The following is a 25,470-nucleotide window of genomic DNA, read 5'->3' as shown; positions in this document are numbered from 1 at the left end:
TTTCGCGATTATACTTCCTGGGCCTGGATAGCCGTAATGACAACGGTGTTGAAGATATCCTCTTCAGTACAGCCGCGGCTCAGGTCATTTACCGGTTTATTGAGCCCTTGCAGCATAGGCCCTATTGCCAGGGCGCCGGTTTCCCGCTGAACGGCCTTATAGGTGTTGTTCCCGGTATTGAGGTCCGGAAAGATAAAAACAGTGGCGCGACCTGCCACCTCAGAGTCCGGGAGTTTGCTCCGGCCTACTTCCGGGCTTACTGCAGCATCGTATTGAATGGGGCCCTCTATCTTCAGATCCGGGCGCTGGGCCCGCACCAGGGCGGTCGCCTCCCGTACGCGTTCCACATCGGCTCCCTTCCCGGAGCTTCCGGAGGAATAGGACAGCATGGCAATCCGGGGTTCGATACCAAAGGCCATGGAGGTATCTGCGGAAGAAATGGCAATGGCTGCCAGTTCGGCTGCCGTGGGATTGGGGTTGATGGCACAGTCTCCGAAGACCACAACACGGTCGGGCAGACACATAAAGAAAATTGAGGATACCAGGGAAACCCCTGGGCGTGTTTTCACAAACTGCAGGGCCGGGCGAATGGTGTGTTGCGTGGTGTGGGCGGCGCCTGAAACCATCCCATCTGCATGGCCTTTGTAGACCATCATGGTCCCGAAATATGAAACATCCGTCATCAGGTCCCGGGCCATGGTCATGTCCATGTTTTTGTGTTTGCGGAGTTCATAGAGGGTTTCCGCATACTCCTCAAAACGGGGAGCGGAACGCGGGTCCAGCACAGTTACGGTATTCAGGTCCAGGTCCAGTTTCAGGTCCTTAACCCGGGCGCGGATCAGCTCCGGGTCGCCCAGCAGGGTCAGGCGGGCCGCCCCGTGGTGGATCAGGTCCCGGGTGGCCCGGAGGATACGCGAATCTGTCCCCTCCGGCAATACGATGTGTTTGGGGGTTGTTTGTGCCTTCTTCAACAGGTTGTACTGAAACATCCTGGGGGTAATCCCGTTGGGCTGGAAGGTAACCAGCCGCTCGGTTAATTCGTCCTCGGGCACATAGGTAGAAAAGTCCTTCAGGGAGGTTTCAATCTTCAGGGCGTTGCCGGCGTAGATCCGGGGCTGTATGGAACCTACGGTATTGGCTACGGAAAACGTGCCCCCCTGGGCGGAAACAATGGGTACCACCTCGGACAAGCCTTCAATAAGCTTGATAATGGGCGCTTCCGGCAGTAATCCTCCCGTCAGGATAATCCCGGAGATAGACGGGTAATTGGCAGACAGGTGCGCCTGCAGCGCCCCCAGGATGATATCCGCCCGGTCCCCCGGGGTGACCACCAAAGTATCTTCCCCTATATGGGTGAGGTAATTCCGCAACTGCATGGCCCCTACCCCGTAATGACCTACCTGCCGCTCCAGGTTTTCCTTCCCGAACAGGACTTCTCCCTGTACTGCTTCCACAATTTCGCGCATGCTGGGGTTCCCCAGGGTCGGGTTCAGCGGGATAGCCGCCGTAAGAACCCCTTCGGGCAGTTGTTCCCCGAGCCGCTGCAGGACCAGCTCCCGGTTTTCGGGTTGTATCTTATTGGCAACCGCCATCAGGACCTCCACCCCCTTGTCCTTAAAGGAATCACAGGCCAGGGCCAGGGCATTGACAAATTCTTCCAGGCCCTTGCCCACCCCGGTGGAAAGGACAATGGTAGGCAACCCCAGGTTTTTGGCGATCAGGACATTGAAATCCCACTCTATGATGGCTCCCTCCCCTGTAAAATCCGTGCCCTCTACCAGCACAAAGTCGAAACGGCTTTCGATGCGCTTGTATTTTTCGATGATGCTGTCTACCACCTCGTCTTCCTGATCCCGGCTTAGCTTAAGCACCACCTGGCTGCGTGTGCAGGCATAGGTTTCTTCATAAGCCATAGGGAGGTTAAAGTGTTCCAGGATAGTTTCGATGTGGTTGTCCCGGGTCCCCTCCGGATAATCGTCTATAACGGGACGGAAATATCCCACCCGGGCCATTTTACCCAGGAGGAGTTGCATCAGGCCCAGGGAGATGATGGATTTGCCGCTGAAGGCCTCGATGGTAGCTATGTAAATGGCTTTATTCATGGGAGAAAACAGGTTTCAATTGCCACCGCAAAGGTAGGGGATTAACCCATCCCGGCGAAAGGGATTTCCCCATAATTCAAAGGTGTCCGAACGCTTTTTACTCCCTGATGCAAGTCATTTACGCCCCGGCATTCCGGACCTATCTTTATGGAACCCTAAAGTATTCAACCATGAAATCCATCCTATACGCCACAGACTACTCCGAAGCATCGGTATCTGCCCTCCAATGCGCCCAGACCCTGAGTCGGATGCTGGGAATGCGCCTGGTGCTGACCCATGTCTTCGATGTGCCCTCTGTGCTGGGCACGGAATTACAGGCGCCCTACCCCCGCCTGCATACAGACGCTATCGCTTCGGAGCGCAGGCGCCTGGAGCGCTTCTATGAGAACGCGGGCAAGCCCGAAGAAACCCTGCCGCAGCTTCAGATAGAACCCGTTGAAAATATGTCCGTACTCTCCGGGATTATTTCCAAAGCCTCCGAATGGCATGCCCGGCTGATCGTGGTGGGAATGAAGGGCGAAACCCGCCTGATGGAGACCATTATGGGCAGTACCACCAAGAAACTTATCGACAAAGCCCCCTGCCCCGTATTGGCCGTACCCGCCGGATACCGGTTTGAAGAACCGGCCAGTATGGTTTACGCCACAGACTTTGAAGTGGAAGACCTCAAGGCCCTCGAAAAGGTAATTGCCCTGGCCAGGGCATTTGATGCCGAAGTGCGGGTGGTGCATGTAACCGCGGACCGTGAGCATATTGGGGATTCCCAAATGGCCTGGTTCAAATCCATGCTGCAGGAGCGTACGGATTATGAAAACCTGTACTTCGAACTCCTGGAATCCAAAGATGTAGCCCATACGCTTAAGGACTATTCGGAACACCTGCATGCCGGCCTGATCGGGATGCTGGAGCGCAACCACAGGGACCGCGTAAAACGCTGGTTCCGCAAGGACCTGGTAAAACAAATGGCTTCCGCAAGCCACATCCCGCTTTTGAGTTTTAACGAACAAAACCTGCAAACCCTGTTCTTCTGATATCGGAAAAACCACAGGGCTTCCCCTTTCTGAACATGCGAAAGAGGCTTACTGAGCCGAATGATCCGGAATGACCAGAAAGGGGATTTGTATGTGGAATCCGATCTGGTCTACCTTCTGGCGTTGCAGCAACCGCTCCAGTACCGTATGCTTGCGGTTCATCATGGCCAACAGGTCTATGGGGTGGGTCTCGGTAAACTCCAGGATGGCCTGGGGGATGTTTTCGGCTTCCACTGCAACGGTCTCATAGTCCAGGTAACCCAGCCCGCGCTCCAGGCCGGCTTTGTGGTCCTTTTGGCTATCGGTAAGCCCGCCGGGCGCATCGATGTGCAACAGCATGACCCTGGCGTCCTGGGCTGTGGCCAGCTGCAACAGGGGTTGCAGGTCCTCCCGGCCAACCGGATACAGATAATCGTGCGGGAACAGGATGGTGCGCAAGGGGTGGAAGCGCGCCCTTTCCGGTACAGCCAGTAAGGGTACCTGCGCCTTGCGGATGGCAAAAACGGTATTGGACCCCAGGAAGAATTGCTTGGCGCCGCTTGCCCCCCGGGTCCCCATGACAATAAGGTCCAGGGGGACCGCTTGGGACACCTCCTGTATGGCATCCGTCAGGGTATTGAATTCAGAGCGCATCTCAAAGCGGTGCAGCGGGTTGGGAAAATCCCGCTTTGCGTCCTCCAGGGTTTGCTCCAGCCCGGCCAGGGAAAGGTCAACCCCGGTATCCGGGATGGCGCTCACCTCGGGGCCGCCCATTACATAATCCATACGGTAAAAGGCCGGGGTGTAGCAATGCAGGATATGGAAGGTACAGGCTTCGGCCTTGAACAGGTGCTGGGCATAGTTCAGGGCATGCCTGGCATTATCGGAAAAGTCGGTGGGGATCAGGACGTTTTTCATGGCGGCTGCGGCTTTATGCTCTTAAAGATACCTTTTGGAAGCACGGGATTCCATGATTTCCATCAGTCCGGCAACGCGGGTTTGATCCCGCGGATTTCCCCCGGGGAATGCCTACCTTTAACCCTATGGAAACGCCTGAGAACCTAAGGGCACTGGCCGCCTATATGGACCATACCCTGCTTGCCCCAACCGCAACGGAATCCCAGATCCGCACCCTTTGTGCCGAAGCAGCCGAACACCATTTCAAAACGGTTTGTGTAAACGGCAGCTATCTGAGCCTGGCCCGGGAAGTCCTTGCCGGGACCGGGGTAGGCCTGGCAGCCGTGGTGGGCTTTCCACTGGGGGCCACCTCCACCCCTGCCAAGCGCTGTGAGGCCGAAGCCTGCCTGGAAGCCGGGGCTACTGAACTGGATATGGTGGTAAACCTGGGGCGGGTAAAGTCCGGGGATTGGGCATACCTGGAGGCCGAATTGAAAACCCTGCGCAAGGCTGCCCCGGCCACCTGCCTGAAGCTCATCCTGGAAACTTGTTATCTGGATGAATCCCAAAAAAAGAGGCTCTGTGCCCTGGCGCTGGATGCAGATTGGGATTTCGTAAAAACCTCCACGGGTTTTGGTCCGGCAGGGGCAACCCTGGAAGACGTAGCGCTGATGCGCCTTGCCGTGTCCGGAAAACTCGGGGTAAAGGCCTCCGGGGGTATACGCAACCTGGAAACGGCCCTGGCTTATATCCGTGCCGGGGCTACCCGAATTGGCACCTCCTCGGCTGTAGGTATCCTGGGGGAAGCCCGCGCCCATTTTCCCGGGTAATAGTTCAACTTCGGGCCTGACCCAGGTCATTGGGTAATTTCCCAAAAACCTCCATCTTCCGGGTATAACCCCATAAATCCGGAAAAATGGCCTTACACTTCAACCAATACGCCAGCGAAGGCAACGCCTTTTTAAAAGACTATGCCAAGCATATGGGCTTTGGCCGGGACACGGACAAAGCCGGACGGATCCTTTCCGCCATCCTGCACGCCCTACGGGACATTATCCCGATTAACGAATCCATTCAGTTATTTGCCCAGTTTCCCATGTTCCTGAAAGCCGTTTACGTAAACGCCTGGTCTACCCGGAAAACCCCGGACGATATCCGGACCATGGAAGACTTTATAGCCCTGGTACGCCACCGCTGCGGAGTTAGTGCCCCGGGCGACCTGGGTGAGGAAAACGAATTGGTGGAACGGTACATTGAGCTCACCTTTATGTTCCTCCGCAGATACGTTTCCCTGGGCGAAATGGAAGACGTTCGCAACACCCTTCCGCGGGACCTGAAACATATGGTATACTCCCAACTGATGTTCTAAAAAAGGCTGATCGATATCATTTCAGGACCAGTGAATTGGTGCGAACTTGTACCACCTTTAAAACCCTTCAATCATGAAACGCGTTTTCTTACTGCTAACCGCTCTTCTGGCCCTGCCCATGGCAGGGGCCGCCCAATCTGTTGCCGACATCAACAAACCGGTCCTGACCCAACTGGATGAGGTTACCCCCTTCCACGAAGGCCTGGCAGCCGTACGCCAGGGCAATCGCTGGGGCTTTATCAACAGCGATGGAGAACTGGTGATTCCCTTCCGGGACGACCTGGTATGGAATGAACACCCGGACCCCGAATCCCAGGGCGTGGCTTCTATTCCCTACCCCAGGTTCCGGGACGGGCGCTGCCCGATCCGGGTCTTGAAGGAAGATGGCATTCCGTTTTACGGGTACATCGGACCAACCGGCAAAACATTGATTAATCCCGAATACCTGAACTTGTCCGAATTCAACGGCGGCATGGCTGTGGGTATTTATTTCAAGAAGACATTCAGGGGAAAAAACAACTTCCAGTTGAATATTTTCGATTACGCCTTTACCGAGGTAATTTTGAACCCGGAAGGCGAAATGATCTGGCCGCTGACCGAGCGGATCAATATCATGATGGACCCCCGCCGGTACGAAACCCCGGAGTTGCACACGCGAATCCTCCAGCCCCACCTGGTGGCCGTGAAATCAGCAAAGCAACGATGGGAAATCCGAAAGCTGGACCTTTAAAGATGCGGCAGTGGCCCGAGAGATACACCCGGATTTTTCCGGGTGTATTTTTTTATGCGCCCAAATCAAGGCCGGTTGCCCGGGAGAGGAGTTCCCGCAACTTGGGGGTATTGTCCGGGTCGATAAGGTTCAGGGCCCGCACCCCGCAAAGGCGCTCCACCAGGGCCACTCCGGCCAGGGTATTGGAGGCCACCCCGGTTACCAGGTCCGGACGCAGGCCAAAGGCCTCGATCACCCCGAGGACGGCATAGGGGTCAGAAGCGCTTAAGACAGAAAAGACAATGGTATCCTTCAGGGCTTCGAAAGCCAGGGTACCGTTATAGGGTTCCAAGGGGGAGGCGCCAATTTCCACCACCGCCACATCGGCGGGTACGGAAGCCATCCGGCTGAGCAACTGTTCCAGTTTTTCCCTGTAGAGCGCTTCCGGACAAATGGACGAAGGCAGGCCCACGTCCACAAAATCAAAAATAGCCACAGCGCCCACGTCTTTCATGGCCAGAATGTCTTTGAACCTCCCGGCTCCTGTTACTTTGGCACCGAGCACACGGTACCCGGCCTGCCGGAACAGGTGGGTAACGATACGTGCCGACGTGGTTTTACCTGCAGACATGGAGGTGCCGTAAAAAAGGATGACCGGGGTATTGAAGACCCGCGGTTCTGCCGTGGCCACAAAATCGTCCATGGTAACTTTTTTACCATTGCGCAGGGCATGCCCCTGGTAGACGCACTGCATCATAGGCGGAAGGAATACTGATTTTGAAGTGAGCTTGCCCAATAGACCCGCACCGGTAAGAACATGCATTTCCCCATCTTCCGCTATGGCTTCCCAGCTACCTGTAGCCTCGAGGGTAGCAAAGCGATCGCCCAGGGCGCCCATCACCCATTCCCCTCCAATGACTCCTCGCATCCGGCCGTTGGGCAATTCGAGGAGCAGGGCATTTCCCCCTGCGTCCCGGATCTCGCAGACCACATAATCCCCCCGTTCCCATTGGTTCCGGGGCAGCTTTTCAGTCACATACGGGATCAGCGGAAGGTCCGAGATTCGGGTCAGGGAAGTGTAGATGTCTGCGGTGCGTTCCATGGATCAGGGATTGAAGGGTTCAAGCAATAGCAACAAGGCCAGCAAGGCAGTCCGTTCCCTCAGGGCCGGAATGCGTATGTGTTCATGGACGGCATGGGCGCCATCCCCGGGAGTACCCAATCCATCCAGGGTTGCCGTATACTGGCTGGCGGTATTGGCGTCGGATCCACCCCCGGCGGCGGCCTGTTCCAGTCGGATGCCCAAAGTATGACCTACTCCTTTTGCCGCCTGCCACAACCTGCGGTTACGGGGCGTGAATTCCATGGGGGGGCGGCCAAAACCACCCTCAATCTCCAACCGGATGCCCGGGGAGCGGGCCTCCAGGTTCCGAATCACCCATTCTACGTGTTCGGCTGCCTCGGCATTGGGCGCCCGGACATCCACCACTACCCTGCTCATGGGGGCCACGGTATTGGGGGCAATCCCGCCTTCAATGAGACCGACGTTTACCGTGGTGCCGCCTTCAAAATCATTGAGGTCGTACAGGCGTTGTACCAGGTGCGCCATTTCCACTATGGCATTGACGCCCTTTTGCGGGTCCAGCCCGGCGTGGGCCGCCTTGCCATGGGTAGTCAGGGTAAAACGGGCCAGGCCTTTGCGCCGGGTCTTTAGTTGGCCTTCGGGCCCCAGGGGCGGTTCCAGCACCCATGCCCGGTCTGCCAGGCGGGCCAGGCGGGCAATGGTACGTGTGGATTCCCGGCTCCCGATTTCCTCGTCGGAGTTAAAAAGGACCAAAGGCGTTACCGGGGTTGTCAGTTCCAGTTCCCGGAGGCAGCGCAGTGCAAAAATGACCTGGGCAATCCCCGCTTTCATATCGTACACCCCCGGGCCGGACAGGATGGTCTCCTGCCGGGATACGGGCATCTGGTCCAGGGTACCCTCAGGCCATACCGTATCGCAATGCCCCAACATGAGTTGGAGGGGCTTGCCCTTTTGGCTGCGCGACGGGCGGGCGTAAAGGAAACCGCCGGTTTCCTTCCCGGGCACTCTAACCGTCTGGAATCCCAGTTCCCGGAAGGCGGCTGCCAGCCACTCCAGCAGGCGGTGCTGGGCCGATTTTTGGGAAGAAGGAGATTCCATGCACGCCAGCGTTTCCAGGAATTCCAGTTGCTCCTGCTGGTGAGCCTCTAGCCAGGCGGTGACCCGTGCTGCCGTTTCCTGCCGGATAGTCATCGCTGAAAATCTTTGGGAAATGGAAAAGCAAAGGTCTCCCCCACTACTGCAAACCGGCCTTCTGCTATGTAGGCCAGCAACGGGTTTCGGGCGAGCTTGAGTTGGGGATCATCCTCGGAAATACGAAGGTATTCCCGCTTCACATACGCCCGTTCAATCTTTCCTGTGATCAGGCTGTTTTCCCCAAAACCATCCACGGTTTTAAAATGGGAGCATTCCATAAGCAGATAGGCATCCTGCAAAAAGGGGGCATCCATGCCCGGGGCAGGCAAGGTAGGAAGCCACTCCAGAACCCGTTTGGACTTTTCCTGCTCCCCGCATCGGGGCGAGGCGCTCAGGGCGGCAACCAGGGTCTGGTCCGGGAGGGGAAAACTTACGGTAAAGGCCCCATGCCGTGCAATATTCTGGTAGGTGGCATGGCGGGGGGTACAGACAAAACCAAAATAATTCCCAAAACCCATGGGGGTTACCATGTGTTTGGGGGCCAGGTCATAATCATGCCCTTCACGCGTACCGATGACCACCAGCGGGGCTACCATAAAAAAGCGCGACCATACCGGGGTGCGGGTATCCAGGGCTTCAAAACCCTTTGGGATAGGATTCTTCATAGCCAGGGGGTTTCCGCAAGAAGGTACAATGTAATGGCTGGCTGGCCACTGACCTGCGTCAGCTCCCACCCCGGTAATCCGGCCCTCCCGGCTATTTACCTAAAAACTGCCCTGAGGCCGGGGACAGCCCCCTATGATTCAGGTCATTGCGGGAAGCAGGGCTTCCCCCTACCTTCATATCAGACCCGGAACCGTTTCGGGCTGCGATGGAAACCTAAAAAATACCGCCATGAAAAAACTGTTGTTAGGCCTGTTGTGTATTGGGCTGACTACCCCGGCACTGGCCCAGATTGTGAAAACGGAAAAACTATCCGAAGTAACCGTTTATGCCACTAATTACAAGTACCTGAGCAGCGTGGCCAATGAAGAACCCGCTGCCATCCCGGTTAAAATGCTGGAACGCAAAGTGGCAGCATTCGACCTGGAAAACTCCGAATTTTACGAAGACGACTACAATTACTACCAAATCCGGTTCTATATCCCGGAAGGCAGTATCCTGGCCGCCTACGATAAAGACGGAAACATTATTCGCACTATTGAGCGCTTCGACAACATTGCCCTCCCGAATTCCGTTCGGCTGGCCGTTGTAGATCGCTTCCCGGGTTGGGAAATCACCAAGGATGTATACCGGGTGAATTACCACCAAAACAAAGGTGCGGTAAAAACCTACAAACTGACCCTTGAAAACGGGGATAAAAGACTTCGCGTGAAGATTGATGATCGCGGAAACTTCCTGTAGTTGCCTTGCGCACGTAACGCATAGGTAAGGGGAGCCAGGCTTCGGGAGGCTCCCCGGGGTTACCGGAATGCCCTGGCCTGTTGGCCAGGGCTTCCTTTTTCAGGGTTCCTTCCGTGTGGCAGCTCCCAAAGCATAAACGGTACCTTCATTCAGGTACCAATCCCCCTCTGCCCAGAGTTCCAACGTGGCAAACGGGGTTTCCGGAAAGAAGATTTCCGTGAAATTCAGGGCGCCCTCACCTGCAAACAATTCCATAGATGCCACATCCAGCAGGGCCCGCACATCCCAAACATTGCCTTCCATAAGCATTGGGGCCGTATGCGGGCCTTTAAAGAAGGTATCGGAGAAGCCCCCGGGACCGCTCCGGGTCCGGTCTACCCGCATTTGCATCGCTTCCCGGTCGAATGACACTTCCAGTTTGTTTCCCGCTGCATTGGTCAGGGTAAAGCCAAAGCGGGTAGCCGTGGTACGGGAAAGGTCCGTTTGCAGGACCAGGTCACAGGCCGAAGGGCTGAAGTTTCCAGAGATGGCCTTTCGCCCGGTAATTTTTTCGGGCAGGGCTGTGGCTTCCCCCCGAAGACCGCTTACGGAAGGAACGGGAAGAGCGGCCAGTACCAGGCTGTCTCCCAGTGTTTTCAGGCTTAACACCCGGGGTAAGGTCATGGCGGAGCGCCAACTTTGCGTGGGTACTTCCTGAGCGTATTGCCAGTTGGACATCCACCCGATCCCCAGCCGGCTCCCCCAGCCCACAGGAGCATTATCCCAGGTTACAAAGGCGTAATTGTCCGGCCCGTAATCCAGCCAGTGCTGCCCGCCGGCATCGGCCGAAAAATTGGCGCCATCAAAATCGCCCAGAAAATATGAAGTCCCCGTGCCGCCATTCGGGCCTTCCTGTTGTATGCTTACCAGGAGCACCCACTTTTCCTCCCGGGACCCGGGCATCCGCAAAGGAAACAAATCCGGACACTCCCACAGGCGCGTATCGCCGGGGAGGCCAAACTCCGAAAGGAAAGCCCAGTTCTTCAGGTCAGAGGATCCATAGAACTGTACCCGGTCGTACACGGCCAGGGCCATAACCCATTGTTCACTTCCCGGGTGCCAGATCAGTTTGGGATCCCTGAAATCCTGGTTTTCCGTGGTATTGGGCAACACCGGGTTGTTCTCATACTTGGTCCAGTTCCGCCCGTCGTCCAGACTGTAGGCTATGCCCTGGCTCTGAAAATCCTTCCGCCCGGCCTCCAGGGCCACGGGATCGTGATAGGTAAACGCAGCCACCACAGGGGGTTGGTCCGGGGTACCAAAGCCGGAACGGTTGTCCGCATCCACCACGGCACTGCCGGAAAATATATACCCCAGGGAATCCGGAGCCAGGGAAACAGGCAGGTGCTCCCAGCGCACCAGGTCCCGGGAAACAGCGTGCCCCCAGTGCATGGGGCCCCAGACGGTGCTATCCGGGTAGTACTGGTAATGTAGGTGGTACTCCCCATTCAGATAAAACATCCCGTTGGGATCATTCATCCAATGGGCCGGAGGGGTAAAATGAAACCGGGGCCGGTGCGGCTCCGGGCCAGACGCCCCCGTTTCCGGTCTGGGTGTGCCACCCGGCCTGCAAGCCATAAACACCCCAATAAGCAGGCCCACCCCGGTAAGGCCAAACACAAATATCCTTTTCTTCACCATCCTCCCAAGATAGGCAAAACCCAAAAATCTTTTCCCATCCTAACGTTTTACAATCCGGAAAGCGGACCGGCTTCCCTGGTTTTCGGTAACCAGGGTGAGGATCCCGGGTTTGAGGCCGGCCACGTCCAGGGAAACCTCGGCCTGCCCGGTGGCTTCATAGTCCTTTTGGAGCAGCATACGCCCAACACTATCAAAAACGGTTACGCGTACCGGCCCCCGCATCTGCCCCACAAACAGGGTCAGGTAGTCGGTTACGGGGTTGGGATAGGCAGCCGGGGGGTTCTCCCGCACCTGCACATTCACCTCAAACACCTCCCCAGAGGTCTTGGCCGTCAGGTTGAGCCCTCCCTTGCAATCATTGGCTTTGGAGCCATTGGCAGATTTAAAGGCACTACTGCACCCCGGTGTAATGATCTCCCACTGTATATTTCCCCCATCCGTATATACCTGGAATTCATGAACTCCGGGCGCAAACAACGACGGGGCCTCCCCGATATAAACGGCATTACCCTTAAACCGGTTTTCCGGTGTACCAAAGGGTACATAGATGGGCGTACTGGTCCGGTTCTCGAAGGTAAAGGTCAACAGGGTGGTCATCCTGGGGTCTTCCGGCAGTGAAGCCGGGGCCTTACATAAATCCACTGCTTTTATGCGGTCGTCGCAGCCCACCGAGGGGTTTACATAGAGGCTCCCGTAACCCTGGGTAATGCTATAGGTTTCATATCCAGGCGGGAGGGTATCTTCATCGATACGAACCTGGTATACCCCTTCGGCCAGCGGCGCCTGTACCGGGGTTGTCTCCAGGGCATCATAGATGGCAAACCCAAAGCCGGCCGGTTCTGTATCGGAACACACCAGGCCGCTGGCCAGGACGCCAAAGGTATCCGGGATAGGGTCGCCAAGGTTTATGTAGGCGTCACCCACCTGCAAATGGAGCGGAGCCGGCAACAGGGTAAGCTGCCCCGGCAGAAAGGTGAGGGCATAATTTTCCGGTACAGGTTCCGGATTTACCCGGATCAAGCCGTCTTCGGGCACAGCACACAGGGCTTCAGGATTAAAGGCCAGGGAGCCCAGAATATCCTGGGCCGTTTCCCCATAGGGCAGGTCAGCCTCGGTCCACCCCGGGTTCCCGGGCCGTGAAAGGGCGGTAGAGATGTCCAGTGGCCCCGGGTCTCCATAGGTACCGGTAAAATCCTGCACGGTAAGGGTGAGCGCATACGGGGAAACCGTGAAGCGACCGGCAAGGTCCAGGGTCACTTCGTAATTCCGGACACCCAGGCCTGTGGTGTCCACCACCACCGGATGCTGGCCCGCAGGGTATTTCCCCTGAAGACAGCTCTCGCAATCCGCAAACACGGGCAAGCCATTAAATAGGTCCGCAGCCAGGTCCCCGTTTTGCAAACCACTCACCTCATAGCCCAATGGCGGTGCCTGTTCTGCGGTATAATCCCCGTATTCCACAGGGGCTTCCCCACTTGCGGGAAAATCCAGGGTGGTCAGGGTAAGGGCGGCAGGCGTTACCTGGAAGGGGAAGAGTTCCAGGTAAACCCGATAATTGGTATTGATCAGGGCGGGCGGCACTATGAACTGGGGGCCGCGGTCCAGTCCCGTAAGCACGGTAACCGCCTTGAAGAGTACCGGGCTTTCATAATCCACGCTAAGCCGGCTGTCTACGCTATTAACCAGCAGTAAAGGTTGTTCCACGGCAGCGGGCGGGGCATTGTCCGGCCCGGAGGGCGGCTGTGCATTGACCAGGTTAAACCCATTGACCAGGGAGAAGCCATTGACCAGGCTAAACCCATTGACCAGACTAAAGCCGTTGACCAGGCTAAAGCCATTCACCAGAGAAAACCCGTTGGTTGCCGGAGTGCCGTTCACCAGGGAAAAGCCGTTCACCAGGTTAAAGCCGTTCACCAGGGAAAAACCGTTCACCTGCCCGTCATTGTTCACCAGGCTTACGCCATTCACCAGCGAGAATCCATTCACCAGGGAAAACCCGTTGGGGTCTGCCTCCTGGGGCGTATAGGTAAAGGGGGATTGGATATCCTGCCCGTTGGCAGCTTCATCGGCCACAACCTGGGTAAAGAGGTCGGCCTCCAGAGGGATCAGCTTAACAGGGTCCGAGGCCGTAGCACTGTTGACCAGGCTAAACCCATTGACCAGACTAAAGCCGTTTTCCTGTACGGTACGGGTGGCCAGTTCTGTGGATTCGGAAACCCAAAATGAACGGTTCACCAGGGAAAACCCATTGATTTCCGGCTGTCCGTTTACCAGCCTGAACCCGTTCACCAGGCTAAACCCGTTCACCAGGTTAAAGCCATTGGTATGCGCCGCTGCAAATTCGGATTGGACCGATGCAACCGGGTCGTCCGCATCGCCTGCCTCCCCGTAGTTGTAGATAAAAACGATGTCCGGCACAGGATCGCCGTAGGTAATGGACTCCACCCCATCCGCAAATACGGCCTGTATGGTTACCGGCATGGGGTCCACAAAAAGGTTCCCGCTGTCGTAGGTGATCTCGTAGAGTTCCGTAAGGCCTGGATCCAGCACGGTTGGGGCCATGGTTATCGCATAAATCCCCACATCCGAACCCGGCAGGGCATTGGTGGTGAATTCCGGTTGAAAAAGGGCGGGATTGAGAAAGAGGGCCATCTCGGCTTCGGGCAGGACTTCGGTAGTACTGGCATCCAGCTGCCGGAGTACTTCAAAAGTGAATGTCGGGTTGGGCTGTCCGAACAGGCGTACGGTATCCCTGGGGCGGACCAGCACGGCCGTACGGGGCAGGTCCAGGATATTCAGGGTATCGGAAGAGCCTCCATCCGAGCCGTTGGTCAGGGCGTCATTGGGCGGGGTGTAGATGAAAAAAGCCGGATCACCCACAAAGGTATCGAGGTACACCTGGATTTGCGAACTGCTGGTTACCTGGTAGCTGTTCAGGGCATCCAGGTCTCCTTCGGTGTCTTCGGGCAGGGCCTCCCCCCGGAAATACACCACAGAGGCATCTGTAAAATACGCGCCCTCCAGGGTCAGGTAAAACGGTTCGGTTCCCGGCACAAAATCCGGGTTGGCCGCCAGCACGTCGTCGTAATTAAAGCGGGTGAAATTCGGAACGGGGTTGGCAAAGGAAGCCAGGGCTGCGTCTACAGCGGCAAACCCGTACCCGTGCTTATAATCGTATGCCCCATAGGCATTGGGCATAGGAAGGGCGTGGTCCTTCAGCAGCCGGGGTGGGGCAAAGTTGGCCGGATCACCTACCGTAGGCAGGAAACTCTCGGTCTGCGGGTCCTTCAGGTATTTGCCCACGGCTTCCTGCAACAGGGCTGCGCCGGCGGCTACATGGGGCGCCGCTGCGGAAGTCCCGAAAAAGTTCGGAAGGTTGTTGTTGTCAAAATCCGGGGCGCCCAGGTCTACAGAGGTGTCGCCCCCGGTTGGCCCCATCAGGGCCGGTTGGTTCCTTACGCCCCCTTCGGTATAGGTGCCACCCAGGGAGGAGGACTGCTGGGCCAGCAGGCTCCCGCCAAAATTCGGGCTGTTGTCGTAGCGCACAGCCCCGATGGTGGTACTGCTCTGGGCATTGGCATGCCCTACAATGGTGGAGGCATTCAGGGCGGGTTGTGCCAGGAATGCCCCGTCGTCCCCGGCCCGGAAAACCACATATTTAAAGGGAACGGGGCTGCTGCCTCCGGCCTGCTCGATCATCAGGTAGGTAGTGGTGGGCTGCAGCACCCGGAAGTACATGAGCTCTATGGGGTCTGCCCCGGTATTGTTCCAGTTGTACCCAAATTCCTTGTTTCCGGAACCATCGGTCAGGTAGATGTCCAGGTCTGCCTGGGCCCCGCCTTCCCCCAGGGAATAATAATGGTCGTCCCATTGCAGGCCAATCACATAGAGGCCCGGGTTCAGGGTCAGTTCCTGCAGGAAGTCCTCGTCAAAGCGGTGGCGGTACAGGGCAGGACCATCCCCTGGCATGGGCGTAAACCCGGCTTCGTAGGAGCGGTTTCCGAAATTTCCCGCCGAGGTAAAATAGTGCTTGCCGGAGGCCACCACCCCCGCTATGGCCTGGGCTATGATCCCATCCTTGTAGTAGGGTTCCTTCAGGTAGGTCAGGTCGTCCACCAGAATATGGACCCCGGGCAGGGCTGCCGCTTCGGTAATACCGGCAGCCATATTGTATTCGGAAATAAAGCCGGTGCGGAAATACAGGTCGGCATCCGGGGCAACGTCGTGCACCAGCTGCAACATGGCACGACCTTCATCGGAGCCCCCCGCGGGCAGGTCCTGCAACACCGATACCGGGCTGGTATACCCGGCCGCATTGCCCGGCCCGGGCAGGTCTTCGTTCTCGATGTCCAGGGCTGCCCCGCCCCTGTTGTTATAACTATCCGAAATCACGGCTACCCCCACACCGGCTCCACTAACATCCCACCCCAGGCGCCCGGCCAGGGACCCCTGGGCAAAATCGCCCTGGCTGGTAATCCGGTTGGTAAGCCGGGCCGGTTCGTACACCCGGTTCAGGGAAGGCTCGTCGTCCAGGTCCAAGAGGTCCTGGTCTATCTGTACATAGAGGGTAACCACCCGCACGCCTGCGGACAGGTCGTATTCGGAAAGCAGGTCCCCCGCAGGATTGGAGGCCGATTGCAGGGTGGTATTGATCCCAAACCCCTGCAACACGGTAAAAAGGGCGTCGATCTGGTTGTCCGTGACCACAATTTCCACCAGCACCCGGTCGTCGGTAAGGTCTGCCGGGGTATTGCGGGTATCAATCGTATAAATCAGGGGGTCCGTTTCCGGGGCGTCCAGGTAGGTAAGGGCCAGGGAGAGCAGGGCCGGGCTTAGTTTCCCTTCGGTCTTAAACTGGAAATCGTAGGCGTATTCAATATCGCAATTGACCTGGGCGCACCGACAAAGGGCCTCCAGATCCTCGAGGGTACCCGGAACCCCGGGCAACCCGCTGCTGTTATTGGCATAATAGTACTGTATATCCGCATCCCAGGTTCCCGTATTGTTCAGGTTGCCACTTAGGACTTTCACCCCGCCCGAGCCTGAAAGGGCACCATAATTGTTGAAATTGCCGCTCAACAGGGTGAAACAGGCATTCTCCAGGGCCACTTCGGAATTATTGACCACATTCCCATCCTTTTCAATTACACTCTGAGTCAGTTCCATGCGCCCATCTACATTTAGGACCCCCGGGCCTACGGTAAGCGAAGAGCCGGTAAGGGTTACCAGCCCGCCGGTAAAAATATTAAGGTTGCTGTAGTTGATCAATGTAGCGCCTTGCAGCAGTAAGACCCCCCCGTTATGCACATTGATGGGCGGGTTGCCGTAGTAGTTCAGGGTATGGTTGATGGTAACCGTACCCGTGACATCGGTATCCGGATAAGGGTTTTTCTGGCAGGGCCCTCCCTGGCAGGTCCATGCCGCGGGATCCTCCCAGTTATCAGAAGCTCCTGTAGTGGAATAATTCTGGGCATGGGATGCCCATCCCAAAAAGAGACAGGCCATGAGTACCAAAAGACGGGAGGGGGTTTCACGCAGAAACCCGGGGCGAGATGTTTTCATATGGCGGTTGTTTGGCCAAAGCGCCATAGGTCCGGACCATAAAGGCCCGGGAAGGAAAGAATTTGGAGCTACCTCTGAAACACCACCTTTTCAGGGGCCCCGGGGGAATGGCCTCAATGTTTCCGAAGACCATTGAAAGTATGAAATAATTAGACGCGCAGCCCCAAAGATTCACCAATGCCCGGAAATGGTGCCTGAATGGTTCCGAATCACGTATCAATTGCATTACGGCCAATATCTTAAGTTGCTAAATATTAAGGGGTTCCGTTTGTGGTTTTCCATTTCACCCCCTTTTGGCGTTAAGTTTTATTACTACCTTTAAGGCAAAGCAACCCAAACCTTATGTCCGGAAAAAAATTACAGGCCGAGGAAAAACTGAGCGTTTACTGGGAAACCATTTCCTATATCAACGGCCTGAACCGTTCTTCTGAAATCAAGGCCGGGCTTATTATTTCTTTCTATGGATTATTGCTGGGGGTAGTGCTGCAGATCGTGACCAGTATAGAGACCTCCTTTAAACTCAGTGCTTTCTTGATTGGGGTTTTACTCATTTTCACCTTCTTTGTCTGCCGTTCCATCTACTACAGCTTTCGCTGTTTCCTACCGCAGATCGAGACCAAGTTCGACCAGAATATGTTCTTCTTCCACGATGTGATTACCAAATACGGGGATATCCACAAGTTTGCCGAACGGTTTCACGAGTTGCTGGAAGACGACCAGCGCCTTTACGCCCAGCTTGGCGAGCAGATTTATGTGAATTCGCTGATTGCAGACAAAAAATTCAGCGATGTAAACAATTCCGTCCGGAACCTGGTGTACAGTTTTGTCCCTATGCTGATTGGGGTACTTACGGTGGTGGCAGCGCTCTTCCTCTAGCCTTTTTCAGGCGGGGTTACCACCTGTGCCCGCAGGGCTTCCAATACCTTCTTTTTTTCCGCTACCCGATGGCGGATGGCCCAGTCCGTATGGTAGGCATGCCCCTCCAGGAACCGAATCTGCACCTGCACCCATTCCTCTGGGTTTTTTACCACCCCAAAATGGAGGAATTCCTTGTAGAGCAGATCACTCAGCGGCTCATAATCTCCCCGTCCCAGATAATCCAGGTCTGCATCGGCCAGGATTTCCTCGTAGAGATTCCGGGGATACTGGGGCACTTTGGTGGCCCGGATCAGGCCTTCAACCAGGGCAATCTCCTTTTCCGAGTAGTCTGTTAGCATGGGGCGCACCTCGGTAATACTCCGCTCCTCGTGATCCTTCGGGCCGTAGATATATCCGTAATCATGGGCCACAGCCGCAATCCGAATGAGCCGGGCGACAGGCTCGGCCACCATATAGTAATCGATATAGCGGTTGCAGACGTTGGCCACATCCAGGGTATGCTCCAGGCAATGATAGGTGAGGTAGGATGGCAGTTTTTGAGCCAGGTCCTCCAGGATACGGTGGCAGATATCGGGATATAAACTACTGTTTTCTAATTCCATAGATTCAATCCAAATACGGGAAGGTTCCTAATTGGTAACTGCCCCGCACAGTAAATATTGCATAAAGGTCCCGGCAAATCCCCGGGTGTCCTATGAGATTTTGAATTTCTAAGCGACCTGACTGCAAAGCGCCTGTTAACTGCTCCATGACGGATCTGTTTCAGGCACCTCCACGAAGTACATGCGCAGCACCTGCTTGTTCTTGACTTCCATTTCCCCCCTGTAGGTAAATGTGTACTGATCCCGTAGCAGCTGATAGGTGTTTTCGGAAACATTGATCCGCCCAGGTACAGATCCGGATTCCATACGCGCGGCAATATTTACGGTACTGCCCCAGATATCGTAAGCGAATTTCCGGGTACCTACCACCCCGGCCACTACCGGGCCCGAATTCAATCCAATCCTTATTTTGAAGGGATAAATTCCCTTGGGCGGATCGATCTCGGTATCCTTCACAAACTGCAGGATTTCCAGGGCGGCTCCCATGGCATCCTGCGCATGCGTGGTATTGGGGGTAGGGATGCCCCCGGCACACATATAGGCATCGCCAATGGTCTTGACCTTCTCCAGGTTGTGCCTTTCGGTAATCTCGTCAAAATTCTTGAAGTAGTAGTCCACGCTTTTGACCAGCTTATCGGCGGAAATGCGTTCGGCAATCACACTAAAGGCCTTAAAATCGGTAAACAAGACGGTAATCTGTTCAAACTCCTTGGCTTTAATAAAACCGTGTTCCTTGAGTTCGTCCGCCGTTTCCTTGGGCAGGATATTCAACAGGATCTGTTCCGACCGGTTTTGCTCAAAGGCCAGGCGGCGGTTGGACCGGCGGATATAGAAAAACTGGAAGACAAAGCCGGCAATGATGGCCAGGAACAACCCCAGGATAATGGTAAGCAACAACTTGGCCCGCGCATCTTTTTCGATCTGCAGGGTATTGAGGCTGTTTTCGGCGTTCAGCAACTCGATTTCCTGCTCCTTGCGCTCCAGGTCGAAGGTTGCCCGAAGCCGCGACATCTGGTCCTCATAGTCATCCTTCCTTAGTGCATCCTGCACCTCGGTGTATTGTTGCTGCGCCTCCAGGGCCTTCCGGAAATCGCCCAGTAGTTCATAAGCTTGGGAAAACCCTTCATAGGCGCGGCTTTGTTCGTATTTCAGACCCGTTTCCTTAGCCACCTCCAGGGCATTTTCGAGGTACCGCAGCGCAGGCGTGGCCTGCTGCAGCTTCAGGTAGGTTTCGCCCAGGCCCAGGTAGGCCTTGGTTTCCTCCATCCGGCTGCCCTTTTCCCGTGCCGATTCCAGGGCCTGCTGATAGAATTCAATGGCCCGGCTGTTCTGCCCCATAATGGCATAGGCCTGCCCCATATAATTCAGGGGGGTGGCCGGGTCCATCTGCAGTTCACGAAACTGCTCCAGGGCTTCCATCAGGTGGGGCATGGCTTCTATGGGGCGTTCCTGCAGCAGATACAGTTCCCCTATATTGATATTCGCCACCGCCATTCCCAGGTCATACCCGTCCCTGGTAAAATATTCCAGGGATTTACCGTAGTTGAAAATAGCCTGGTCATAGGTGAGTTCATCATTGGAATAGGCCGTGCCGATATTCAGGTAGGCCGTGCCAATGCGCATGGTGTTTTGGACTGCCTCTGCATTTTTCAGGGAATTGATAAAATACTCAAGGGCGCGTGGATTGTCCCCTATAGTCTGGTACACCGAGCCGATGTTACTCTGAAGGTTGCTGATCCCCAGGGTGTCCTGTTCCCGTTCGAAAGCCTCCAGGGAACGGGTATAATAGTCCAGGGCATCGTTGTAATCCCCCCGGTCAAAATGGATGGTCCCTGCATTTTTCAGGGCACGGGCCCGGCTGCGCGGCTCGCCAACCGCCTGGGAAAGGGCAATGGCTTCCAGGGATATTTGCAGGGCGGAATCCGGCTCGGAAAAACGAAGAGCGTCAAACCGCTGCAGGAGCAAACGCAGCTGGGTGGTATCGGTCTGGGTGGGTTCCTGGGGCGCTTCCGCCCTGCTTTTTTGGGTGCCCAGCAGGGCTATAGCAAGCATTAGGCCTAAAAATAATCCCGGTCCGGAACGGCTGAATCCCCTAAATCGCTTGATCCCCATACGGTTAAATGTATGAAAAATCCTAATGTGCTAAGGTAAAGTACCCAGAATGCTTGAACGGAAGCAAGACGCATTTAACTACTACCCTTTGTACTTTTCATCAGCTATTAGGCTTTAAGTCATTCATCCCTTTTGGGGAATCGCTTTAATTCGACATGCACCTTTTTCTGAAGCTCCATGACCTGAATCTTCTGCCTGACATACTCCTGATGCAATGCCCCCGCCGGAAACCCAATATGGCTTACCAGATTCAAAAATTCAAAATCCGCAAGAATTTGTTCCATTTCATCCTTCGAGATCTTTTCGGAGGTTTGCGAACCATAGTATTTGTAAATAGGAAGGGATTTGCGGTAATAAGCCAGTAGCATGTTGAAGGTTGCCTTATAATCTTCTTCCAGCGATCGGATGGAAATTAAATCAGTCTTCCAACCTGCAATAGCCTCGCGGATCTCCCGGTTTTTGATAATGTCCAGCCTGCCGGAACCCATAATATCGTCTACGGTAGCCTCCGCTGCCTGGAAAATAGTATATTCCAGCAGGCCCCCGGACAGATGCCAAAAGTCCTGAGGCTCCATGGATGGTAAATGCCCTCTCCCTAGGGCCACCACCGAATCAACTGCATTCAGATTCCTAGCTGTTTCGGCAATAACACGATCCAATTCCTTAAGATTCTGGTTAAGGTCGTCTTCCAGCCGAAGTAAATAGGACTCCTCCATTTTTAAATCCCTGACAGTTTCCTGGCTGTTATTGATGTACAGAGCGATCAGGATTCCCACTACTATCAAAATTATCTCGCCCAGGGCATATACCAGGTAACGGCTGATCTGGTTCTTGGCCAGAAATTTGCTGCGCAGGCGACGGAACAGGTGTAGCATGGTGTACAGGTATCCCTTAAATGTACATTAATTTTTCAATGGCCTTTACCACCAGGAGCTACAGGTTTATGAGCCCTGCCGAAAGACCCCTAAGATTTCCCATCTGCCTGACCCAGATCATGGTACAGGCGCCTTTCCTTTATTTTCTTTGCCACAAACGAATTCGGTATGGTCTGGATCATCGGCATCGGAATTTTGCTGGGACTGCTGGCCTACCTGCTTTGGATGCCCCTGGAACTGGTGGCAGACACCGCCTCCAGGAAACTGGAGCTCCGGGCCGGGCACCTGGCCTGGGCCCGCCTGGAAGACGACCGGGAAGAGCTCATCCACCTGCGCCTGCATGTCCCTTTTGCCACCTATTGCTGGAAACCCACGGACCTGGTGCGGATGCACGACAAACGTAAAAAAAGGATAAAATCCCGGCCCAAAAAATCCGGGAACCATCGGCAGGTCAATTGGATACAGGTATTCCGCAGCTTCAGGGTGCGGCAATTCAGTTGGGACCTGGATACGGGAGACCCCGTCTGGAATGCCCAACTCTATCCCCTGGCCTTTATGCTGCAACAACGGGGCACGGCCTTCCGGGTAAATTTCTGGAATCAGAACCGGCTGGCCTTCCGGGTTACCAACCGGCCCGTCAGACTCTTAAAATCATTTGTTAACCCATAAACCCTTAATCATGGAAATGCATTATGAAGAACTCCTCGGCAGAGTCACTGATTTTTTAAAATCAGAGGCCAAAACTGAAACGGTAGTGGGTGAACCCTTTAAACTGGGGGAATTTACCTGTGTACCGGTGATCAAAGTAGGACTTGGATTTGGATCCGGAGGCGGAGAAGGCAACGCCCCTAAAAAAGGCATCGGCCAGGGCCTTGGCGCTGGTGGCGGTGTAGGTGTTGAGCCTGTTGGCTTCCTGGTTACCTACAAAGACAACATCTCCTTCCTGGAAGCGGGTAAAGCACACGGCCTGTCCGCAGCTTTTGAAAAAGTTCCGGACCTGATCGAAAAACTGGTGGAAACCCGCCGGAAAGAAAAAGAAGCTGAAATGGTTTAACCGCCTTTGACGCCAACCTTTACGGCCCTCCTTTCGGGGGGCCGCTTTTGTTTCCCCCTGAAATGCAGCACCTTGCCAGGCCGGCTGGAATTCCATACCTTAGGTAGCATCCGCAACCTTAAATGCTACCCGCCATGAAAAAACTCCGGAAGGAAGACATCAGCCAGGAAGTCTTTGACCTGTACGACGCCTATGCCCACAACCAGATTAACCGCCGCCAGTTTATGGACAAGTTGTCTACCTACGCCGTTGGAGGGATAACCGTGATGTCTTTGATGAGCTTCATTATGCCGGACTACGTGACCCGGCTGCAGGTGCCACAGGACGACCCGCGCCTGAGCACGGATTACATCACTTACGATTCCCCCCAGGGCGGGGGAAGTATCAAAGGCCTGCTGGCCAAACCCGCCAAGGCACAAGGCCCTCTCCCCGGGATAGTGGTAGTTCATGAAAACCGCGGGCTCAACCCGCATATTGAAGACGTTTGCCGGCGTGCAGCCCTGGCCGGTTACCTGGCCCTGGCGCCGGATGCCCTGACCCCCCTGGGTGGCTATCCCGGTAACGACGACGACGGCCGGACCCTGCAGCGCCAGCGCGACCGCAATGAAATGCTCGAAGACTTTATTGCGGCCTTCCGCTACCTGGATACACACCCGGACAGCACGGGCAAGGTAGGGGTAGTGGGCTTTTGCTTTGGCGGATGGATCTCCAACATGATGGCCGCGCGCCTGCCCGAACTGGACGCCGCCGTACCCTTTTACGGGGGGCAGCCCCCGGAGGAAATGGTAGCGGACATACAGGCGCCCCTGTTGCTGCACTACGCCGGGCTGGACCAGCGCGTAAATGCCGGGTGGCCCGCCTACGAGGCCGCCCTCAAAGCCCGGGGGAAATCCTATACGGCCCATGTATACCCGGAGGTAAACCACGGGTTCCACAACGACACCACCCCCCGTTACGACCAAAAGGCCGCCCAGCTGGCCTGGGAGCGCACGATAGCCTTTTTTGATGCGCACCTGAAGTAGGCAGACGTGGAATTCCGCATCTATCGTCCCTCCCACCCCGGCTTGCAGGCCTGCGTGCGTTTTATCGCCTTTATAGAAGTGCCGGCGGGAACTGAAGACACCTATTTGTGTCTCTTTCCCAATTGCACCACCAACCTCAGCATTAACCTGGATGAGCCGGTGCGGATCGGGCCCTATAAAGCGCTGCAGAATTTTGCCTCCACTTCCTGCCTGAGCCCCGTAGCCTTTGACCGGAGCGTCAGGATCCGTATGATCAACATACAATTTGAGCCCTTTGGATTGTTTGCATTGCTGGGCATCCCCATGCAGCAGTTGCGCAACCGCCTGAGCAGCCTGGACCAGTTATTTCGGGCCTCCGCCCTGGAAGCCCTGTACAACCAGATTGCAGACGCGAAAAACGAGACGGATATCCGCAAGACTATTGAGCAGTTTCTCTGGCAACGTCTGGACCCTGATGCAGCAGACCCCAGAATCCGCCGCGGGGTACTGGGGATCCGCGAAGTGCCGGGCCTGCGGATGGACGACCTCAGCCGGATGCTGAACCTCAGTTCCAGGGGGCTGCGCAAACGCTTTGCCCAACAGGTGGGGATATCCCCTAAGTATTATGCCCGCCTGGCCCGCTTTAACCGGGCCGCCCTGCAAATCGCCCAACAGCCCGCAACCTCACTGACGGCCATAGCGGCAGACCAGGGGTATTTTGACCAGGCGCACTTCATCAAGGAGTTCCGTGCGTTTGGGGGCATTACCCCTGGCAGATTTCAGGAATTGCCGCATAAAGGTTCCGATTTTTACAATTTTGAACACCCCGGCCCGGTTACCTTTGGGATGACTTAAAGCCAGTACTATGATACACTATCGCGCGGCTGCGGCTGCAATCTTCGCTTTGATGCTACAGGCCACCACTACCGCACAAGAGGCCTATCAGGGCCCAATCATCGACATGCATGTTCACGCCTACCAGCAGGTATCCCCCCTGTTCGGCATCCAGTTTACCAACCCCCTTACCGGGATTTCCTATACCACTACTGCGGACCTGGAAGCCCATAAGGCCTGGACCTTCGACAGGATGAAAGCCCACCGTATTGTAAAGGCGGTGGTAGATTACAACCCGGCCTGGGAGGCGGAAGACCCGGATCGGGTAATTCCCGCCAAAGGAGGCGGCAACCTGGAAACCTTACGGCAGGGGTTTATGTCCGGGGAATTGCAGATTATGGCCGAGATGGCCCCGTACTACAATGGGGTACAGGCCGATGACGCCGCCATGGACCCTTATTTTGAACTGGCTGAATCCCTGGAAGTGCCGGTAGGCTACCATATTTACCCGGGAGGCCCGCCCGGTGCCATGTATGCCGGATATCCGGGGGTACGGGCCGAAAATGCCCACCCCATGCAAATTGAAAGGGTTCTGGTGGCGCACCCGAAACTGAAGATCTATATCATGCATGCCGGCTGGCCGTACCTGGAAGACATGAAAGCCCTGATGTATGCCCATCCGCAGTTGTATGTAGATCTTGGGGTCATTAGCTGGGCCCTGCCCCGGGCAGAATTCCACCACTTCCTGAAAGGCCTGGTGGATGCGGGGTTTGGCAAGCGCATCATGTACGGGACGGACCAAATGGTGTTTCAGGGCGCTTTTGATCAGGCCATTGGCAATATCAACAGCGCGTCATTTCTATCGATGGAACAAAAAGCGGATATCTTCTACAACAATGCGGCAGCATTCCTGGGCCTAAGTCCGGAGGAGATTGAGGAGCACCATCTCCAGGCGGGAAACGAGTAAATTCCTGGGGGCAAAAAACAGAAGGCACGAAGTTTATTTCAGCTCAATAACCAGACTGGGGTCAGTAGGATACCGGCCAAATTGCCGGCCGTACACGGCAATCCCGTGGCCTGAATCCGTGGCAAGCCGAACGCGGACCTTCCCGGATTGGTTTTCGGCTTCCCGCAGCACGTTGGCGGATATGGGAATCTTCAC

General features: G+C 55.7%; 22 protein-coding genes. 11 read left to right on the top strand and 11 right to left on the bottom strand.

Annotated features, from left to right (window positions below):
* Positions 1-8 precede the first annotated feature (8 nt).
* Positions 9-2,102, bottom strand: coding sequence for a phosphate acetyltransferase (pta, locus tag OZ410_RS06915; protein ID WP_277707221.1), 2,094 nt, complete (start codon positions 2,100-2,102; stop codon positions 9-11).
* A gap of 170 nt (positions 2,103-2,272) precedes the next feature.
* Between pta and OZ410_RS06910 the strand changes: the two genes are divergently transcribed.
* Positions 2,273-3,133, top strand: a complete 861-nt coding sequence (locus OZ410_RS06910; RefSeq protein ID WP_277707220.1) for a universal stress protein — start codon at positions 2,273-2,275, stop codon at positions 3,131-3,133.
* Between the two features lie 48 nt (positions 3,134-3,181).
* Here the strand turns inward: OZ410_RS06910 and OZ410_RS06905 are convergent, their stop codons facing one another.
* Entirely contained in the window at positions 3,182-4,030 is an 849-nt protein-coding gene (locus tag OZ410_RS06905) for a universal stress protein (protein WP_277707219.1), read from the bottom strand.
* Positions 4,031-4,155: 125 nt separating this feature from the next.
* Between OZ410_RS06905 and deoC the strand changes: the two genes are divergently transcribed.
* The 3 genes from deoC (at position 4,156) to OZ410_RS06890 (ending at position 6,108) form a co-directional block, all read left to right on the top strand.
* Positions 4,156-4,839, top strand: coding sequence for a deoxyribose-phosphate aldolase (deoC, locus tag OZ410_RS06900; RefSeq protein ID WP_277707218.1), 684 nt, complete (start codon positions 4,156-4,158; stop codon positions 4,837-4,839).
* Between the two features lie 86 nt (positions 4,840-4,925).
* The gene (locus OZ410_RS06895; protein ID WP_277707217.1) at positions 4,926-5,378 is read left to right on the top strand and encodes a DUF2267 domain-containing protein; all 453 of its coding nucleotides are present in this window, start codon (positions 4,926-4,928) and stop codon (positions 5,376-5,378) included.
* A 73-nt stretch (positions 5,379-5,451) separates the two neighbouring features.
* Positions 5,452-6,108, top strand: a complete 657-nt coding sequence (locus tag OZ410_RS06890) for a WG repeat-containing protein (RefSeq protein ID WP_277707216.1) — start codon at positions 5,452-5,454, stop codon at positions 6,106-6,108.
* 52 nt (positions 6,109-6,160) lie between these two features.
* Here the strand turns inward: OZ410_RS06890 and OZ410_RS06885 are convergent, their stop codons facing one another.
* From OZ410_RS06885 to OZ410_RS06875, 3 genes are read right to left on the bottom strand one after another with little or no spacing between them, the layout of a single operon-like run.
* Positions 6,161-7,189 carry a hypothetical protein gene (locus OZ410_RS06885; protein WP_277707215.1) on the bottom strand — a complete coding sequence of 343 codons (1,029 nt, stop codon included), beginning with the start codon at positions 7,187-7,189 and terminating at the stop codon, positions 6,161-6,163.
* Between the two features lie 3 nt (positions 7,190-7,192).
* Positions 7,193-8,362: a M20 family metallopeptidase gene (locus tag OZ410_RS06880; protein WP_277707214.1), complete on the bottom strand. Its 1,170-nt coding sequence runs from the start codon at positions 8,360-8,362 to the stop codon at positions 7,193-7,195.
* Entirely contained in the window at positions 8,359-8,970 is a 612-nt protein-coding gene (locus tag OZ410_RS06875) for a flavin reductase (RefSeq protein ID WP_277707213.1), read from the bottom strand. The genes OZ410_RS06880 and OZ410_RS06875 overlap by 4 nt, the downstream gene beginning before the upstream one ends.
* 229 nt (positions 8,971-9,199) lie before the next feature.
* Between OZ410_RS06875 and OZ410_RS06870 the strand changes: the two genes are divergently transcribed.
* Positions 9,200-9,709: a nicotinate-nucleotide adenylyltransferase gene (locus tag OZ410_RS06870; RefSeq protein ID WP_277707212.1), complete on the top strand. Its 510-nt coding sequence runs from the start codon at positions 9,200-9,202 to the stop codon at positions 9,707-9,709.
* Between the two features lie 99 nt (positions 9,710-9,808).
* Here the strand turns inward: OZ410_RS06870 and OZ410_RS06865 are convergent, their stop codons facing one another.
* Together OZ410_RS06865 and OZ410_RS06860 are read right to left on the bottom strand one after the other, a co-directional pair.
* Positions 9,809-11,326 (bottom strand): glycoside hydrolase family 32 protein, encoded by a 1,518-nt coding sequence (locus OZ410_RS06865; RefSeq protein WP_277708346.1) that lies wholly within the window; start codon positions 11,324-11,326, stop codon positions 9,809-9,811.
* A gap of 102 nt (positions 11,327-11,428) precedes the next feature.
* Entirely contained in the window at positions 11,429-16,951 is a 5,523-nt protein-coding gene (locus OZ410_RS06860; RefSeq protein WP_277707211.1) for a S8 family serine peptidase, read from the bottom strand.
* Positions 16,952-17,293: 342 nt separating this feature from the next.
* Between OZ410_RS06860 and OZ410_RS06855 the strand changes: the two genes are divergently transcribed.
* Positions 17,294-17,827: a Pycsar system effector family protein gene (locus OZ410_RS06855; protein ID WP_277707210.1), complete on the top strand. Its 534-nt coding sequence runs from the start codon at positions 17,294-17,296 to the stop codon at positions 17,825-17,827.
* On the opposite strand, the gene OZ410_RS06850 is transcribed toward OZ410_RS06855, so the two are convergent.
* The 3 genes from OZ410_RS06850 to OZ410_RS06840 form a co-directional block, all read right to left on the bottom strand.
* On the bottom strand, positions 17,824-18,432 hold the full coding sequence (locus OZ410_RS06850) for an HD domain-containing protein (RefSeq protein ID WP_277707209.1): 609 nt from the start codon (positions 18,430-18,432) through the stop codon (positions 17,824-17,826). The two genes, OZ410_RS06855 and OZ410_RS06850, sit on opposite strands and share 4 nt — an antisense overlap.
* Positions 18,433-18,567: 135 nt before the next feature.
* Positions 18,568-20,484: an adenylate/guanylate cyclase domain-containing protein gene (locus tag OZ410_RS06845; protein WP_277707208.1), complete on the bottom strand. Its 1,917-nt coding sequence runs from the start codon at positions 20,482-20,484 to the stop codon at positions 18,568-18,570.
* A gap of 179 nt (positions 20,485-20,663) precedes the next feature.
* On the bottom strand, positions 20,664-21,419 hold the full coding sequence (locus tag OZ410_RS06840) for a DUF6090 family protein (protein WP_277707207.1): 756 nt from the start codon (positions 21,417-21,419) through the stop codon (positions 20,664-20,666).
* A gap of 168 nt (positions 21,420-21,587) precedes the next feature.
* On the opposite strand from OZ410_RS06840, the gene OZ410_RS06835 reads away from it, so the two are divergent.
* The 5 genes from OZ410_RS06835 to OZ410_RS06815 all read left to right on the top strand — a co-directional run bounded on the left by OZ410_RS06835 (position 21,588) and on the right by OZ410_RS06815 (position 25,275).
* On the top strand, positions 21,588-22,088 hold the full coding sequence (locus tag OZ410_RS06835) for a hypothetical protein (RefSeq protein WP_277707206.1): 501 nt from the start codon (positions 21,588-21,590) through the stop codon (positions 22,086-22,088).
* 10 nt (positions 22,089-22,098) lie between these two features.
* The gene (locus tag OZ410_RS06830; protein WP_277707205.1) at positions 22,099-22,473 is read left to right on the top strand and encodes a GerW family sporulation protein; all 375 of its coding nucleotides are present in this window, start codon (positions 22,099-22,101) and stop codon (positions 22,471-22,473) included.
* Positions 22,474-22,607: 134 nt separating this feature from the next.
* Positions 22,608-23,495 (top strand): dienelactone hydrolase family protein, encoded by an 888-nt coding sequence (locus OZ410_RS06825; protein ID WP_277707204.1) that lies wholly within the window; start codon positions 22,608-22,610, stop codon positions 23,493-23,495.
* 6 nt (positions 23,496-23,501) lie between these two features.
* Positions 23,502-24,329 (top strand): helix-turn-helix domain-containing protein, encoded by an 828-nt coding sequence (locus OZ410_RS06820; RefSeq protein WP_277707203.1) that lies wholly within the window; start codon positions 23,502-23,504, stop codon positions 24,327-24,329.
* Positions 24,330-24,339: 10 nt separating this feature from the next.
* Positions 24,340-25,275 (top strand): amidohydrolase family protein, encoded by a 936-nt coding sequence (locus OZ410_RS06815; protein WP_277707202.1) that lies wholly within the window; start codon positions 24,340-24,342, stop codon positions 25,273-25,275.
* A 33-nt stretch (positions 25,276-25,308) separates the two neighbouring features.
* Here the strand turns inward: OZ410_RS06815 and OZ410_RS06810 are convergent, their stop codons facing one another.
* Positions 25,309-25,470, bottom strand: coding sequence for a hypothetical protein (locus OZ410_RS06810; RefSeq protein WP_277707201.1), 162 nt, complete (start codon positions 25,468-25,470; stop codon positions 25,309-25,311).

The sequence above is a fragment of the Robiginitalea aestuariiviva genome, assembly GCF_029537735.1.
Lineage (GTDB): Bacteria > Bacteroidota > Bacteroidia > Flavobacteriales > Flavobacteriaceae > Robiginitalea > Robiginitalea aestuariiviva.
This window is presented reverse-complemented; position numbering and strand designations above follow the sequence as displayed.